This window comes from Taibaiella chishuiensis, from assembly GCF_003014535.1.
Classification (GTDB): domain Bacteria; phylum Bacteroidota; class Bacteroidia; order Chitinophagales; family Chitinophagaceae; genus Taibaiella; species Taibaiella chishuiensis.
The window spans coordinates 270,622-284,969 of sequence record NZ_PYGD01000007.1; the positions used below are offsets into that span (position 1 = coordinate 270,622).

The window sequence follows — 14,348 nt, forward strand, 5'->3', positions numbered from 1 at the left end:
TAAGAACCTGGGGGCTCTTAATGGCCACACTGCCGTGCGGCCACCCTTCGGGACTTATTCCCCCAGGAATTCTTCCTGGCCATTCCTTTTCAGCTTTCTTTTTTACCCTTTTTTCTTTGAAAAAATGCTCTCCGGGACGGGCCGGGTGGAAAGGACAAAAGCGAGAAAAACAGTATTAATCACACTTAAAAAAAACAGTTATGAAAATCACAGGAAGAATTACAGCAAACGCAACAGTAAACACTACAACGAACGAAAAACAGGTGGTCAATTTTTCAATTGCAATCAACAACGGTGGTTACAGAAAGGACGGGGAGTATAAAGAACTGACCACATTTGTGAACTGCTCCTATTGGCTGGACATGGCAGCAGCCGGGAAACTTCAAAAGGGCGTTGAAGTTCAGCTTAAAGGACACATGGGGCTACACGTTTACCAAAACAGGCAAGAGCAATATACCGCGGGGTAATCACCTTCAATGTCACCGAATACAAAATTAAATCCATTCCTAAATCATTGCAGGGCGCACAGACTACAATCCTTAACAATCCTGTACCGGATTTATCACATGCAGTAACAGCAGACGATCTCCCATTTTAATCTGGCACTTACAAACAACTAAATCAAAAAGCAACTAAAACTCAAATATCATGGCACATAACATTTTTTTAGACGAGCAAACAGGCAAACATTCTTTCTTTTCTGTAAAACAAAAGGCATGGCATGGCCTCGGCAAGATTGTAACAGAACATCCCACAAGCGAAGAAGCAATAGTACATGCGGGACTGGATTATGAAGTGGTTAAAACTCCGCTTTACACCTTCGGCAATTCCCTGTCAATTACAGAAAACGGAATTGAAACGGTAGAGGCACAGGTTTCTGTCCCTGACTATTTCGCCACGATGCGCACAGATAACAACTCAGTATTGGGCGTAGTCGGCAAGGATTACGAGGTGGTACAAAATGCGGATGCGTTCAGCTTCTTTGATGCTATTGTAGGTGGTGGCGATGGTATTTTATACGAGACTGCAGGGGCGTTAGGTAAGGGTGAACGCATTTTCATTACGGCAAAATTGCCGGACTATATTCGCGTGGGTAATAACGATATGATTGAAAAATACCTGTTCCTTACTACTTCCCACGATGGTAGCGGAAGCATTACAGCAGCCTTTACTCCTATCCGCATCGTTTGTCAGAATACGCTGAATGCGGCACTGAAAGGAACAACGGGCGCAATAAAAATCAGGCATACTGTTAACGCCAAGCAGCGGTTAGATCAGGCACACAGGATTTTGGGAATGACTAATACCCTGACCATCGAAATGGAAGGAATCTATAACCACTGGGCGAACGTCCGCATAACAGACAAAGACTTGCAAAGGCTTATTCAACTGGCAATGGTTCCCAACAAAGAAACCTTAAACAATCTCCTTACCGGAAAAATAGACGATTTATCTACGCTCTATAAAAATACCTGCAACGATGTTTACGAGTACGCAATGTCAAGCGAAAGTCAACAACTGGAAACCACTAAAGGAACAGTTTTCGGGGCTTACAATGCAGTAACAGGTTATTTCCAGAATGTACGGAAGTTCAAGAATGACGAAGCAAAAGTACAGTCCCTTTTAATGGGCGGTACAGGCCAGCTTCGCAGTCAGAACACCTTTAACCTCTGCAATGATTTTGCAAAAAGTGGAAGCGACATTTTTCAGTTTAACTAATCCCATCACAGGCAGCCACGTTAAGTGGCTGCCTTAAAACAAAATCTTATGAAACCGTTACACAATTTGGACAATACAGGAAAAGGGCGATTATTGGCGGAGTTGTTCCCCCTTGAAATCCCCCGGATTATAGCTTATATGAAAGAAGCCTACGCAAATATGGTGAATCATGAGCAGCAGATTAAGGAAGGTTGGACAAATGGATTTATTACTGCAAACTTCTGGTATCAAAATGCCGCCGAGGTCATGAAGGTTTTGGATAAATGGAAAAATCCTGAAGTGGTAAGTATTCGTGTGTTCAGCGACCAATTATTTCATGATCTGAGGGCAATCTACACCATCGACTGCATTGTCAAATATGCAGAGGACAAATGCGATTATCCCAAGTTCCAAAAAATGGTAAGTATCCTATTCGATTATGAACCTAAAAAACCGAAAAATGGCGAATTGGTGTGATAATATCGTGGAGTTCTTCGGGGAAGATTGGGCGGTAGCAATGGTTATGCAGCTATTTGAAGAGATGATGGAACGGGAGAAAGTAAATCCGGGACAGTTGCCCTATTTCATTGATTCCAAAGACGGTCATTTCTGCGGTATAAATATCACAGGTTCAAAGGTGACCTATGAAACGAGTTGGTATCCCAATACAGGGGTACTACTCACTGTGGCTGATCACTATCAGGTTTCTTTCCGGCTCATTTTCGAGGAACATACCAATTGCATTTATGGTGCAGCCAGGTATCGCAACAGGGAACTGGATGAATTGGAATTGAAGTACATCGAATACGAGAAGTATTTCCAAAACAAAGATACCGGGTTATGGCACTACGAAGGATTAAAGTATAACAGTGAATGGGAAATTTTAGAAATGCTAATGGATAGAAAACGCTTCAATCAATCCGTACTGAGTAACCATCCACCTCAAAACAATTAGCAACTATGTATATCACAGATCAGAACGGTAAACAGGTAGAGGTCACTGACCTGAAAGCAGCAATAAAACAGGCAAAAATGTTCAAAGGCTTGCGTCACGTTGATGCTTCACCGGAAAGAGCATCTGCCGATGACCAGATACAGGCTTACTGGCAAGACATCTATGAAAAACTATTGCAGCTACAATCAAATTAAAATCAACTTAAAAATTAGCAATCATGAGCAGATATCTTTTGCAATCACACTTGAGCATACTTGAGTTTTCAAAACAAAAACAAGTATATCCTACAAGCGTTTATAGCGCGATCAAGGCCGGAAAAATAAAGCCCGATTTCGTGGGACAAGGCTGTATTAAAATGATCGACCTCGATAAATACCGGGATTACAAATTTGGGATACACAACTACGACAAGACCGCTTTAAACAATTGGTTTGAAAGTATTACCCCGCAAAGTAAAAAACAGAAACCTACAACACAAAACAAAAAGTCATGAGCACATACAACACAGACCCTCAGTTTTACGGATATATATTCCTATCAATTGGCATTATTATCCGGTATGTTATTCATCGCAGAAGGTTCAATAGACGCAACGTAGCCGGGCTTTACGGCTTTAGCTCCTTTGAGCATAGGGTAATTATCCCCTTAATTGAATTTGTCTTTAAATGGGCTGCAAATGCGCTTATCCTGTTAGGAATTTTCATGGCAATAAAATGGTAAACTAAAATACAGAATTATGATAAGGACTTATGACATCACGAACGACTTTGCCGATTGGTGTTACAACCGGGCTGTTGATGCAGCACATAAGAGAGACATCGGCCTTGTCTTTTCCATGATTTCCGCTCTGGAAAAGCATATTGAGTATAATCTGAGTAACCGGAAATTCAAAAGCCAGGCATCAGTTGCCAAATCAAGGGTTAAAGACCTCATGAAAGCAATGAAGAGCCAGAAATATTTGGAACTGGAATACTGCGGTCAGGAATTTGTTGACAAATGGAATGCAGATAAACAAAGAAGGATTGATTATTTAAAATCATTAGGTATTGAAGGCGAAATTTAAAACAAGAAACTATGGAAACGAATTTTTTTCAGCAGATCGAAGCGTTACAGCCTGCAAAGAACAGCGAATGGCTGATCGTGATCAAAAATATAGAAGGACAGCAAATTGTCTCAGTGCTATATAAGGACGAATCTTGTGGGGATAATGCCCGTAAGATCATTCCTCCTCTGACTTTTAATGAATCTCCCCAACGAATAGATCAATGTTTTTTTGAGGATATGCATTCGGCTTTTTCCAAGACTTTCGGAATTTTCAACAACATGGAACATTACCTTAAACAACAGGAGAAAGCACAACTGGAATCAAAAATGGAAAAGGACAAAGAAAAGAAAACCAAACTTGAGAAAACTCCTAGCGAACAACTTCCGGTAAAGACGGACAGAGAGAAGAAATATGAAAATGGGCTTAAACTGGCTGCTGACCTTGAAGCGCAAGGGAAATACCAGGATGCGTGGATGAAAGTTCCTGACCCGGCAGATTACCCTGAACATGTTGAGTTTCTGAGGAAACGCAGGGAAGAAATTTCTATAAATTTTCCACCAAGTCTTTTTAGTTAATCCATAAATATTACTGCTATGATAATCGCATCAGAAAAAAAACGGGTATTCATTTACAAAGACACCCAATTATCAGACCCTTCAATAAACCTGAGTAAAGAAGCGGTTTTGAATTTTTACGCCAACACTTACCCCGAATTGAATAATGCCACCATAGATGGGCCGGAAATTAAAGACACAGAACTGCATTATAAATTTCTAAGCACACTTGGCACAAAAGGATAAGCATGAAAAAGACCAAGCAAAAAACAGCAAGAATTTTAGAAACTGAAAAAGACTGGAAATTATGGAGACACTACAATCAGTTAGGCCGTTGCGCAGAAGCACTAAACGACCTGAGAAATGCAAGCGAAATAAAGCGAGAACAGCAACGGAGCGCACCAATTTGTTTGTTGCCGATGCTTTATTGAAAACTCAGTTTTTGCCAATTGTAAAGGACAGTGGCCAGTTGGAAAACTTTCAGCAAAAGGAGAAGGATTTCTTCTCCTCTTTCCACAACATAACTACCTTTTATAAAATCCCAAAAGCGAATTTCAAAAGTGTGGCATATCCCTATAACGTTGCATTAGCCCATCAACACGTTAATACCTGCCTTAGTCAATTAAGATGCCACGATCAGGTAATTATTGTGGCCACAGATGCAAATCCATGTTGCCTTGCTACCGTGAAAAGCTACAATACTAATCGTACGCTCTACTATATTCCGCTAAGCCCATTGGTAGACTTGCAAAGAAATCCTGCCAAACATCAGCAGTACAACCTTTTGCTTTCTGTATATGCGTACTTGTTTCAGGTGGTCAGGCTCCCGTCTTATCAAAGCGATGATTATATGTCCGGCTGCCATGAAATGCTGAAAGAGTGGGTGGTTTCTGACCCCGATGAATGGGAGGATGATTCGTTTGAAAATGCGATGTCAGAATTTAAGATGGCTGAATATTTTGGAGAGAGGCTGCGCAAACAAATGAAACATCCTTACCATTTAGCAAAAATGAAAGAACGGATTGAATCCATTATACCGCGATCTGAATGGGATTTAGAATTGGTTAATGTAGCCGAATCAGCCCACCTGTTGTACGTGGATTTTCCAAAGCGAACATTCTATGAAAATATTGTTCCTGACCTTTTCAGTTATGATGAGGACAACGTAACATGCGCTGACCAATATCTTTCATTTATATGGTCTGCAAAAGGTTGGCTGTACGATCAGGTAGTGGAATATGTAAATTCCGCGACACAGGAAGACAATTACCTGGAGGAGCCAATGCTTGTTTCTCTTTTCAATAGCAAAACGCCAACAGTATCGGACAACCTTGAATTTGAAAAACGTCTTTTTGACCTGTTAGGCGATATAATTGACCTTACCTATTTATTTAAGCCATGAATAATATCACGAGAGAATTTGAGCAAATTTTTGCTCCCTATAAAGCCTTGCTGATTTATAAAACATTGAAGCAGGACAATGAAACCTATGTGGAAGCCTATGACGTCGATCAAAATGGTTTCCCGATTAACGCTCATCCGCTATCCATTCAGGAATCTGTTTCCCTTGCCCAATCCCTTGCCTCCTCAAAGGAGCTAAAGAACAATTACCTGCAATGCAAGGGGCTATTGCCGGGAAATTTGATCTATCTGGATTTGGACTTTTCCGGATATGCCGTTTGGTTCACACCTCCGCAAAAAGTTCAGCTTTATTTCAAAGATCATTTGGGGATTCCCTGCGGACAGGCACATATCCCATCACTGATCTGGAAAGCGGATAAAAAGGCGGTCAGCGTTTTTGCACATAAAGGACAGGAAAGACCATCGCTCAACAACGTTTTATATGTTGCACCCTTTTTCAATGTGGATTCTAATGGAAATGTTTGCATGGGAAACGTCGATGTTGATTTTTCCCAGGGCTATTTCCTTGAAGACTTCATAAGAAAATGGGAATCTAATTTTTTTGGTTCTTACTTCAGTCATACACTTGGCGGTCACAGTTTAGCAAAAGGAAACATCGTTCAGTTATGGCAGCGGTTGATGGGTAGTGGGAAGACCTTTCCTGAATCCCAACTTGTAAAAACAAAACTTACCCTTAAATCACTTTTGAAATGAAAAACTTACCTCCAATGCATTTCGTCCATCACTACCTGATTAATCCGACCAATCCCGTTAAGGTAAACCTGATCGGTGCGGGCGGGACAGGAAGCTATATGATTATGGAATTGTCAAAAATAAATTTAGCAATGCTCAAACTCGGGCATCCCGGCTTGCAGGTAACCATGTGGGACGGTGACATAGTTACGGAAGTTAATACAAGCCGGCAGCTATTTGCAGAATCCGAAATTGGCCTGAACAAAGCCGTTGCAAAAATAAATGCTGCAAACCGTTCGCGGGGAACAAACTGGAAAGCCATTCAGCAGCCATTCAAAAATAATCACCTCCCCTTTTTACCCGAAAATGGGGCAAACATTTATATAAGCTGCGTTGACAAAATCAAATCAAGGTTTGAAATTGCCAGAATCCTTAAAAAACTAGCCGTTCAAAATCTTCAGAGCAGAGACAGACCACTTTACTGGATTGACATGGGTAATGCAAAAGACACAGGGCAGGTATTCCTGTCAACTGTTACCGAAATCCGGCAACCGGATTCCAAATTGTACCAGACAGTCAGCAACCTGCCATTTATCACCGTAGAATTTAAAGACATGCTTCGGAGTATGTCTGATGATAACGAACCAAGTTGTTCGCATGAAGATTCGCTTAAAAAACAGGGCTTGCATATCAACTCGGCAGTTGCCAAATTTGGGGCTTCTTTACTGACGGATATGTTTCGGGAAGGAATGACCCAATACAGGGGGATTTACCTCAATCTGAGCACTTATACCTCCCAGCCTGTGAAAGTCGCGTAATGTGGCGCTAAATCGCCGCAAAAACTACTCCCTGCGTTCCTGGGGAGCAGTTTTTGCGCTTCAAAATAGGTGCCGCAGGCATCCCGGTTGACCATTTCTAAATGGGCAAAACAACCGGGATGCCTGCGGCGCAGTAGTTTTATGGATAATTTACCAGCTCTGCTTTAAAAATACGAAAGAATAGTTCTCATATCTGCAAGCTGTTTGATTTGAGATCGACTTTTCAGGCCACTGCACTCCCATAATTAACAAGTAGCTGGTAGATTGCATTAAATATTTTATAGTGCCCTGGTCTAAAATTCTTGTTTTTTTCATTTTTGATTTAAATATCAAAATCATTACGTTAATTAGAATGAAACTATAAAACCTTTAAACAGAAAAAAGATTTCCGTTGTACACAATAAAATCATATAATTGGATATTATATTATGAACTATTACGCTCAATCAAATGACAAGACCAAGACCACGCCGGAATTTTATCTCGAAAGCAATTCTTAAATATAACGACTGGCAGGAAAGAGAGCGAAGAAAAATATCTGGCAATATCGACATTACTGCATTCTTTGCTGTTTCTACGCTGTTTTTAATACTGTCAGGTTTCCTGTATTTACAATTTTACTACGAAAAATTTCAGGTTACATATTTCAGTTACTACACGTTAGAGGATTCCTTTAACGTCCTGTATGAAAAGGGAGTGTTATTGTATTTTATCCTGGTTATTTTGGGCATGGCCATTATAACTGTTCCTGTAGCAATCTTGTTCATTAACTCAAAAATTAAAGAGCATCTTAAAAAAAACCTGGTGATTCCCTTGTCAACCATTTTAGGGGGTCTGATATCTTTCTTCTCCTTCACAGCCCTAAGCGGCTTTCCCTGGTTTATGGGATGTATTGCGGCGGTTCCAACAATGCTCATAACCTTGCTTATTTTCTACGTTGATCTCCGGTCACTTTATCTGTTTCCCATCTTACTTGGTATGATGATGTTGCTGCTCGCAAAAGCGGATGGGAATCGTGTAGAAGAAGATCGTCTGACTTTTAAACTGTCACTGCAAAACGGAGAAATACCTATGGTTGAAAAGGACAGACATGTATTCTGGATTGGTACCACAACAAAAAATATCTTTTTATTTAACGACTCCAGCAGGCAGGTAAGGATTATTCCTGTATCCCTTATTAAAGAGATTACCTTCACCAGAATAGAAGGAAAAAAAGCTAAGTAAAAAAGAACGAGCCTGCAGCAATACAGGCTCGCTCTTTTTTACCCCGGTAAAGATTTCAATTTGTCATTTAGTTCTGTGATACCCGCTTTTTCTAAACACAAAGCTGACAAGACCTGCAACTCTCCAATGGCTTCCTGAGATGCCAGGTCGAGATACTTCGTGCCCTCCTTTTCTTCCAATCCCAGTCCTCTCTCAACAGCCTGGCTGAGCAATAAGACATTTTTTCTGCTCAGCTTTAAATCTACCTTAACCTGATCATTCATTCCTGGGATACACAAAAGTGTGTCATAAACCACCTCCATTTCTTTCTTCGTCATCATAATTTAATTGTTTAATCCTGCAATAATTATCTCTACAAAAGTAGCGCCTGCGAAGGATTTGCTGACGTTCAGAATTTGAACGTCATGATGATTTAAATGACCCTGATCATAATTTTGTTTCACTTTATTGAAAACGTAGAAAGGGAATTGTGATGAAGAAGAACAATAAAGAGCACTGGCCTTCTTGTGAGCAGGTCAAGGCTTATGATATCGTGGAATATCTCCAAAGTTTGGGTATTCGGGCTGTCAGGCAAAAAGGATGTGATCATTGGTATCTATCTCCATTAAGAATGGAAAGAACTGCCTCATTTAAGGTTAACCAAAGAATGAACCGATGGTTCGATTTCGGTTTGGGGCAAGGTGGTAATCTTGTAGATTTTGGCATAACATATTTTCAGTGTACGGTTAAAGAATTTCTGCAAAGGTTCGGCGAAACTAACCAGACAAAATATTCAGAATCTCCAGAACGCCTATTGTTCAAGAATACAACGTTTGAAAGTGTAGCTATTTCGGCGAAGAAACCTCTATATCATCCCGCACTGATTTCTTTTTTGCTCAGCCGCCGCATTCCTACTGAATTGGCGACAAAGTATTGTCAGGAGGTAAACTTTGAAATCTCAGGCAAAGCATATTTCGCTCTGGGATTTGCTAATCAGTCAGGAGGCTACGAACTAAGAAGCAAATATTATAAGGGAAGTTCAACTCCTAAAGACTTCACATACCTGAATTACGGAAACCGGAAAATTCGGGCTTTTGAGGGCTTCTTTGATTTTATGTCTTTCTTGGTATTATTCCCAACACTAGATTCCGACTTTTTAATTCTGAATAGCCTCTCCTTTTTTGAGCGTGCAAGAGTTACGCTGGAAACCTACTCAGCCATAGAACTTTTCTTCGATAATGATGCCTCTGGTCAAAAATGCAGTCGCTATGCGATTTCGCTAAGTGATAGGTATGTAGACCGATCTGCGTTATACCTAAGCTATAAAGACCTCAATGACTATCTCTGCGCTGGTAAGAAAATCTACAGCCATGATCTTGTTCTTCCATTTAAGCCTCCCTAAAACTTTGGCTGAGATACTAAACAAGAAAGCAAACTATAATAAAATTAAGCTAAGGGGGCATTCCTGGTCTCCCTGAATACGGCAAGATGTACAGTTGTTTCACAACTGCTTCTTGCTGCCCTTACTCCGGAGTCGTGGGCAGGACAATGAGTGCCTGCAAAAGATTATTACCTGTGCAAATGATAATGTGATGAAAGAAAAGAATAATCGAACAAAATGGGTGCATGTGCGCCTTACCGAAGCAGAACATCTGCTCATTCAAAAACAATTCAAATCTACTACCGAAAGACAATTCAGCAATTACGTCCGTAATATAATTCTGAAAAAACCGGTGTATGCGGGTGTTGTCAATCAATCCCTGAAGGACATCATGGCTGAGCTTTTCGAAATGCGAAAGGACTTTAATGGCATTGCCAATAACCTGAATCAGGTGGTACATAAACTGCACACTTTGGACCGGCATCAGGAGATAAAAGCCTGGCTGTTGTTGTTCGAGATTGATAAGAAATCCTTACAAAAAAGCATGGAGGATATGCGGGTTTATATCAATAAAACTGCTGACAAATGGTTGCAATCGTAGGGCAGGGTGAGTCCATTAGCAGGAGCTTTTATTATAATGAGAATAAGGTTGGTGAAGGTGTTGCCAAATTAATTCAGGCCCAAAACTATCCAAGAGATAGCCAGGATCTGACGCAAAACATGAGGCTTGGTATGTTAACCAAGTTAGCGGCGTTGAATACCAGGACACAGGTAAACAGTCTGCATATCAGCCTGAATTTTGATCCTAACGAAGTGTTTTCAGAGGCGAAACTAAGCGAAATCGCAGCCTCCTATATGGATAAAATAGGCTTCGGTAACCAGCCATATTTGGTATACCAACACTTCGATGCCGGCCACCCGCACGTACACATCGTAACAACGAATATTCAGGCAAATAGCAAGGCTATAAACCTGAATCTCATTGGAGCGTTAAGGTCGGAACCTGCCCGTAAGGAAATTGAAATAGCCTATGGATTAACCAAAGCTGAAGATCAGAAATCCGTTGATTATGAATTGAAATCAGCATTCTCCAGCCGGGCACAATATGGCAAATCAGAATCCAGGAAAGCCATAGCAAATGTTCTCAACTCAGTTTTGAAAACGTACAAATTTGGCTCTCTAGCTGAATTTAATGCCGTTCTAGGACTGTATAATGTCAAGGCAGACCGTGGCTCTGAAAATTCAAGGACTTACAAAAAACATGGACTGGTCTATCATATCCTAAATGCTGAGGGAATGCCTATTGGTGTGCCTATTAAAGCCAGTCTGTTTTACAACAAACCTACATTGAAAGACCTCGAATCCAGGTTCCCAGCTAACGAATTGGCGAAGGACAAACAAAAGTCGAAAGTCAGAAATGCTATTAATTCTGTATTTCAAAAAACTGATGGAATTTCTCTAAATCAGTTCGTTGGTGAATTGAAAAAAGTCGGGATCGATGTTGTGTTACGCGAAAATTCAGATGGTATTATTTACGGTATCACCTATGTTGACCACAAAAATAAATGTGTGTTTAATGGCAGGCCCTTGGGACCGGATTATAGTGCAAAGGCAATTCTTGAACGCTGCAACCAAACAAATTTTTCTGCTTTAACAACGCAGATCTCCATGGAGAATTCAAATAAGCAGCAGCCAGGCTACGCCGGAAATGCCCATCTGTATGCCCCTCCTTTTCATAAAAATCGACATGACCCAGTTCCTTCCGAAAAGGATCTGCTTGAGGAATTGTGGCAGGTCGAAATGGGCGCCGACGGGCTTCCCTACGAGTTAAAAGGCAGAAAGAAGAAAAGAAAGAAACGGAAAATGAACACTTAAAAATAAGAAAAAATGGCGTTACAGACAGGTGAAAACGAACAGGCGATGAGGAAGATTCTGGATATGACCAGGTTAATGAGTATTATAATACTCTTCATTCATTGTTACTACTATTTATATGCTGCATTCGAGTTGTGGCAGCTAACCATACCTCTTACAGATCGTTTGTTGGGTAACATTCGCAATACCGGATTGTTCAACAACTTTCATAACTCAAAGCTGATAGCACTGGCATTTTTATTCATCTCACTCCTGGGTGCAAAGGGTAAGAAGAAGGAAAAGTTAAGCTATAAAATTGCATTACGTTACCTATTTACCGGGTTGTTGCTATATTTTATAAGTTATGCTTCCCTCCTTTTACAAATCAGTATTGTGTTAAAGGCAATTTTCTACATTGGTGTTACTGGTTTGGGGTTCCTTCTTATTCTTTCCGGTGGTACACTTTTTACCAGAATTATTAAGGATAACCTTGCTGATGATCCCTTTAATTCAGAGAACGAAACCTTTCCTCAGGAAACCCGCCTGATTGAAAATGAATTCTCCGTAAACCTTCCCACACGCTTCCGGTATAAGGGAAAAGTCCATAGCGGATACTTGAATTGCATATCACCACAACGTGGCGTAATTGTCCAGGGTTCTGCTGGCAGCGGAAAAACGGCGTTCTTTTTGCGCCATGTAATTACCCAAAGTCTCGGAAAACCAGAGCCTTTCAGTGCCCTGATATATGATTTCAAGTTCCCGGACCTATCGGTCATCGCTTATAACCATTGGCTTAAAAACAAACATCGATACAAAGCTAAATCAGACTGCTACTTTATAAACTTCGATGACCTTTCGCGCACACACAGAGGAAATGTATTTGATCCTCTGGGCATGACGGATATTACCGATGCATCTGAATCAGCCAGGACAATCCTTCTCGGTTTAAATAAAGAATGGCAAAAAAAACAAGGCGATTTTTTCGTGGAGAGTGGAATAAATTTTGTCACTGCAGTCATATGGTACCTCCGAAAGTACCAGGATGGCATGTATTGTACATTGCCGCACGTACTGGAATTAATCCAGGTTGAGTTCGATCAGCTCTTCTCCATTTTAAGCCTCGAATCAGAAATTAGTGTATTGATCGGTCCGTTTTTATCGGCCTATCTCAACGATGTAATGGAGCAGCTTGAGGGCCAGATTGCGTCTGCTAAAATAGCACTAGCAAGACTGACCTCGCCACAATTGTATTATGTCCTTTCAGGGAATGATTTTTCCTTGGATATAAACAATCCTGAGCACCCTGTAGTGCTTTGCATGGGAAACAATCCTCAGAAAATAATGACCTATGGAGCAGTGCTTTCTCTATATGCTAATAGGATTCTGAAGATTATCAACCAGAAAAATAAGGTAAAATGTGCGTTGGTATTTGATGAGTGGCCAACGTTAACAGTAGACTTAAATACAGTGGTTTCTACTGGCAGGCAAAATTTAATTTGTACCTATATAGGCTTGCAGGAAGTTGCCCAGGTACGTAAAGAGTACGGTAAAGAAAGTGCTGATGTAATTATCAATATGGTTGGTAATATTATTTCAGGACAGGTGTCAGGAGATAGTGCCAAGCAATTGAGTGAGCGGATCGGAAAGATCAATCAGAACCGTACAAGTCTTTCCATCAATAGCGGCGACACTAGTATCAGTAAAAGCAAGCAGCTTGATTATGCTGTGCCAGCATCAAAAATTTCCGCCCTTTCCAGTGGTGAATTCGTTGGAATGGTTTCCGATATCCCTCAGCAAAGAATGGAATTGAAAGCTTTTCATTGCGAGATCGTTAATGATTTTGATTCGATCAACAAGGAAGAGAAAGCCTATAAACCGATCCCTATAATTAGAAAAGTAGACAATGCTATGGTTCAAAGAAACTATATTCAGATACGTGAAGATGTTCAGGATTTGGTAAGCTCCGAAATTGAACGTATGAATAATGACCCGGCGCTACAGCACCTAGTTATAAACAAGAACAAGTAGCCATATTACTTTTGGAAAGACTTACCCCTTCTAATAGCAATGTTAAACAAATGCAAAAAATTGTTTCTATTTAAAATTCCCAAGCAGTCTTCTGCATCCCTCTAAATCAATATGGATCAGTTATAGGGGATAAATAGACGCAAATTATTGAATTGATATTTGTTGGCTGATTTTGGTCTAAGGTTTTTGTCTGTAGGTTTGTATTAAATTTTTCCGTTTAATTTGTCCTATAAAACATAATATAGAATCTGATTCTGTGTTATCTTTTAATTGACCAGGTTAATGCCTTCTTTTCTGTTGTTTTCGGGCCGGATACAAACAGGAGAAGCACTTGCCCTGAATAAACTAGTGTTCGCTGAAAAACCCTCCGTGGCGAAAAAGAAAGGAGGATTTATCATTCAATTTTTTATGAAAAAAAGAATCAGTTCAATTAAAAGGCTTGAATTCATCAAACAAAATATTGTTGTTTTGACAGGTGAACAATCTATGAGAATTTTGACTGGAGCCACATCTCAAAATAGCCAGAACCATACAAATTGCACACAAAATACATCCCTGGATGCGGCAGATTGTTCGGGATTGAGAACCAATACCAATACACAGGGATCTTCAGTTGGAGTCGGTTAGTCCAGACTATCAAACCAGATTTATTTTTCCAGCATGTACAATCAATTCATGATTTCTATAGCAGAGATTATGGATAGATTGTACTTGCTTA

Annotated in this window: 18 protein-coding genes; 17 read left to right on the plus strand and 1 reads right to left on the minus strand. The window is 40.3% G+C overall.

Translation table 11 applies throughout. From position 1 onward, the window contains the following. Positions 1-200: 200 nt before the first annotated feature. From B0I18_RS17900 to B0I18_RS17965, 12 genes are all read left to right on the plus strand, one after another. Positions 201-467, plus strand: a complete 267-nt coding sequence (locus B0I18_RS17900; protein WP_106524107.1) for a single-stranded DNA-binding protein — start codon at positions 201-203, stop codon at positions 465-467. 181 nt (positions 468-648) lie between these two features. Further along, positions 649-1,719: a DUF932 domain-containing protein gene (locus B0I18_RS17905; protein ID WP_106524108.1), complete on the plus strand. Its 1,071-nt coding sequence runs from the start codon at positions 649-651 to the stop codon at positions 1,717-1,719. A gap of 48 nt (positions 1,720-1,767) precedes the next feature. Continuing rightward, positions 1,768-2,175: a hypothetical protein gene (locus B0I18_RS17910; RefSeq protein WP_106524109.1), complete on the plus strand. Its 408-nt coding sequence runs from the start codon at positions 1,768-1,770 to the stop codon at positions 2,173-2,175. Beyond that, positions 2,159-2,653 (plus strand): DUF1281 family ferredoxin-like fold protein, encoded by a 495-nt coding sequence (locus B0I18_RS17915; protein WP_106524110.1) that lies wholly within the window; start codon positions 2,159-2,161, stop codon positions 2,651-2,653. Before B0I18_RS17910 ends, B0I18_RS17915 begins: the two co-directional genes overlap by 17 nt. A gap of 5 nt (positions 2,654-2,658) precedes the next feature. Then, positions 2,659-2,847, plus strand: coding sequence for a hypothetical protein (locus B0I18_RS17920; protein WP_106524111.1), 189 nt, complete (start codon positions 2,659-2,661; stop codon positions 2,845-2,847). A 542-nt stretch (positions 2,848-3,389) separates the two neighbouring features. After that, positions 3,390-3,716: a hypothetical protein gene (locus B0I18_RS17935; protein WP_106524114.1), complete on the plus strand. Its 327-nt coding sequence runs from the start codon at positions 3,390-3,392 to the stop codon at positions 3,714-3,716. Positions 3,717-3,727: 11 nt separating this feature from the next. After that, positions 3,728-4,273, plus strand: coding sequence for a prtrc system protein e (locus B0I18_RS17940; RefSeq protein ID WP_106524115.1), 546 nt, complete (start codon positions 3,728-3,730; stop codon positions 4,271-4,273). An 18-nt stretch (positions 4,274-4,291) separates the two neighbouring features. After that, entirely contained in the window at positions 4,292-4,498 is a 207-nt protein-coding gene (locus B0I18_RS17945) for a PRTRC system protein C (protein ID WP_106524116.1), read from the plus strand. 61 nt (positions 4,499-4,559) lie between these two features. Further along, positions 4,560-5,654: a hypothetical protein gene (locus B0I18_RS17950; protein WP_106524117.1), complete on the plus strand. Its 1,095-nt coding sequence runs from the start codon at positions 4,560-4,562 to the stop codon at positions 5,652-5,654. Next, a complete protein-coding gene (locus B0I18_RS17955; RefSeq protein WP_106524118.1) occupies positions 5,651-6,367 on the plus strand; it encodes a PRTRC system protein B in 717 nt (238 codons plus the stop codon). Before B0I18_RS17950 ends, B0I18_RS17955 begins: the two co-directional genes overlap by 4 nt. Next, positions 6,364-7,164, plus strand: a complete 801-nt coding sequence (locus B0I18_RS17960) for a PRTRC system ThiF family protein (protein WP_106524119.1) — start codon at positions 6,364-6,366, stop codon at positions 7,162-7,164. The genes B0I18_RS17955 and B0I18_RS17960 overlap by 4 nt, the downstream gene beginning before the upstream one ends. A gap of 450 nt (positions 7,165-7,614) precedes the next feature. Further along, positions 7,615-8,388, plus strand: a complete 774-nt coding sequence (locus tag B0I18_RS17965; protein WP_106524120.1) for a hypothetical protein — start codon at positions 7,615-7,617, stop codon at positions 8,386-8,388. Between the two features lie 38 nt (positions 8,389-8,426). Here the strand turns inward: B0I18_RS17965 and B0I18_RS17970 are convergent, their stop codons facing one another. Further along, the gene (locus tag B0I18_RS17970) at positions 8,427-8,708 is read right to left on the minus strand and encodes a hypothetical protein (RefSeq protein ID WP_106524121.1); all 282 of its coding nucleotides are present in this window, start codon (positions 8,706-8,708) and stop codon (positions 8,427-8,429) included. Between the two features lie 152 nt (positions 8,709-8,860). On the opposite strand from B0I18_RS17970, the gene B0I18_RS17975 reads away from it, so the two are divergent. From B0I18_RS17975 to B0I18_RS17995, 5 genes are all read left to right on the plus strand, one after another. Then, the gene (locus tag B0I18_RS17975) at positions 8,861-9,769 is read left to right on the plus strand and encodes a toprim domain-containing protein (protein ID WP_106524122.1); all 909 of its coding nucleotides are present in this window, start codon (positions 8,861-8,863) and stop codon (positions 9,767-9,769) included. Positions 9,770-9,959: 190 nt separating this feature from the next. Then, the gene (locus B0I18_RS17980) at positions 9,960-10,349 is read left to right on the plus strand and encodes a plasmid mobilization protein (protein WP_106524123.1); all 390 of its coding nucleotides are present in this window, start codon (positions 9,960-9,962) and stop codon (positions 10,347-10,349) included. Further along, the gene (locus B0I18_RS17985) at positions 10,334-11,623 is read left to right on the plus strand and encodes a relaxase/mobilization nuclease domain-containing protein (RefSeq protein WP_106524124.1); all 1,290 of its coding nucleotides are present in this window, start codon (positions 10,334-10,336) and stop codon (positions 11,621-11,623) included. The genes B0I18_RS17980 and B0I18_RS17985 overlap by 16 nt, the downstream gene beginning before the upstream one ends. A 12-nt stretch (positions 11,624-11,635) precedes the next feature. Continuing rightward, the gene (gene mobC / locus B0I18_RS17990; protein WP_106524125.1) at positions 11,636-13,630 is read left to right on the plus strand and encodes a conjugal transfer protein MobC; all 1,995 of its coding nucleotides are present in this window, start codon (positions 11,636-11,638) and stop codon (positions 13,628-13,630) included. A 282-nt stretch (positions 13,631-13,912) separates the two neighbouring features. Further along, positions 13,913-14,257: a hypothetical protein gene (locus B0I18_RS17995; RefSeq protein ID WP_146146796.1), complete on the plus strand. Its 345-nt coding sequence runs from the start codon at positions 13,913-13,915 to the stop codon at positions 14,255-14,257. The last annotated feature ends 91 nt before the right edge of the window (positions 14,258-14,348 follow it).

Excerpts from the sequence above, each read along its gene's own strand:
- B0I18_RS17955 (WP_106524118.1), top strand. The coding sequence starts at position 5,651 with ATGAATAATATCACGAGAGAATTTGAGCAAATTTTTGCTCCCTATAAA.
- B0I18_RS17915 (WP_106524110.1), top strand. The coding sequence starts at position 2,159 with ATGGCGAATTGGTGTGATAATATCGTGGAGTTCTTCGGGGAAGATTGG.
- B0I18_RS17970 (WP_106524121.1), bottom strand. The coding sequence starts at position 8,708 with ATGATGACGAAGAAAGAAATGGAGGTGGTTTATGACACACTTTTGTGT.
- B0I18_RS17900 (WP_106524107.1), top strand. The coding sequence starts at position 201 with ATGAAAATCACAGGAAGAATTACAGCAAACGCAACAGTAAACACTACA.
- mobC (WP_106524125.1), top strand. The coding sequence starts at position 11,636 with ATGGCGTTACAGACAGGTGAAAACGAACAGGCGATGAGGAAGATTCTG.
- B0I18_RS17905 (WP_106524108.1), top strand. The coding sequence starts at position 649 with ATGGCACATAACATTTTTTTAGACGAGCAAACAGGCAAACATTCTTTC.
- B0I18_RS17945 (WP_106524116.1), top strand. The coding sequence starts at position 4,292 with ATGATAATCGCATCAGAAAAAAAACGGGTATTCATTTACAAAGACACC.
- B0I18_RS17935 (WP_106524114.1), top strand. The coding sequence starts at position 3,390 with ATGATAAGGACTTATGACATCACGAACGACTTTGCCGATTGGTGTTAC.
- B0I18_RS17920 (WP_106524111.1), top strand. The coding sequence starts at position 2,659 with ATGTATATCACAGATCAGAACGGTAAACAGGTAGAGGTCACTGACCTG.
- B0I18_RS17940 (WP_106524115.1), top strand. The coding sequence starts at position 3,728 with ATGGAAACGAATTTTTTTCAGCAGATCGAAGCGTTACAGCCTGCAAAG.
- B0I18_RS17910 (WP_106524109.1), top strand. The coding sequence starts at position 1,768 with ATGAAACCGTTACACAATTTGGACAATACAGGAAAAGGGCGATTATTG.
- B0I18_RS17995 (WP_146146796.1), top strand. The coding sequence starts at position 13,913 with ATGCCTTCTTTTCTGTTGTTTTCGGGCCGGATACAAACAGGAGAAGCA.
- B0I18_RS17975 (WP_106524122.1), top strand. The coding sequence starts at position 8,861 with ATGAAGAAGAACAATAAAGAGCACTGGCCTTCTTGTGAGCAGGTCAAG.
- B0I18_RS17950 (WP_106524117.1), top strand. The coding sequence starts at position 4,560 with ATGGAGACACTACAATCAGTTAGGCCGTTGCGCAGAAGCACTAAACGA.
- B0I18_RS17985 (WP_106524124.1), top strand. The coding sequence starts at position 10,334 with ATGGTTGCAATCGTAGGGCAGGGTGAGTCCATTAGCAGGAGCTTTTAT.
- B0I18_RS17965 (WP_106524120.1), top strand. The coding sequence starts at position 7,615 with ATGACAAGACCAAGACCACGCCGGAATTTTATCTCGAAAGCAATTCTT.
- B0I18_RS17980 (WP_106524123.1), top strand. The coding sequence starts at position 9,960 with ATGAAAGAAAAGAATAATCGAACAAAATGGGTGCATGTGCGCCTTACC.
- B0I18_RS17960 (WP_106524119.1), top strand. The coding sequence starts at position 6,364 with ATGAAAAACTTACCTCCAATGCATTTCGTCCATCACTACCTGATTAAT.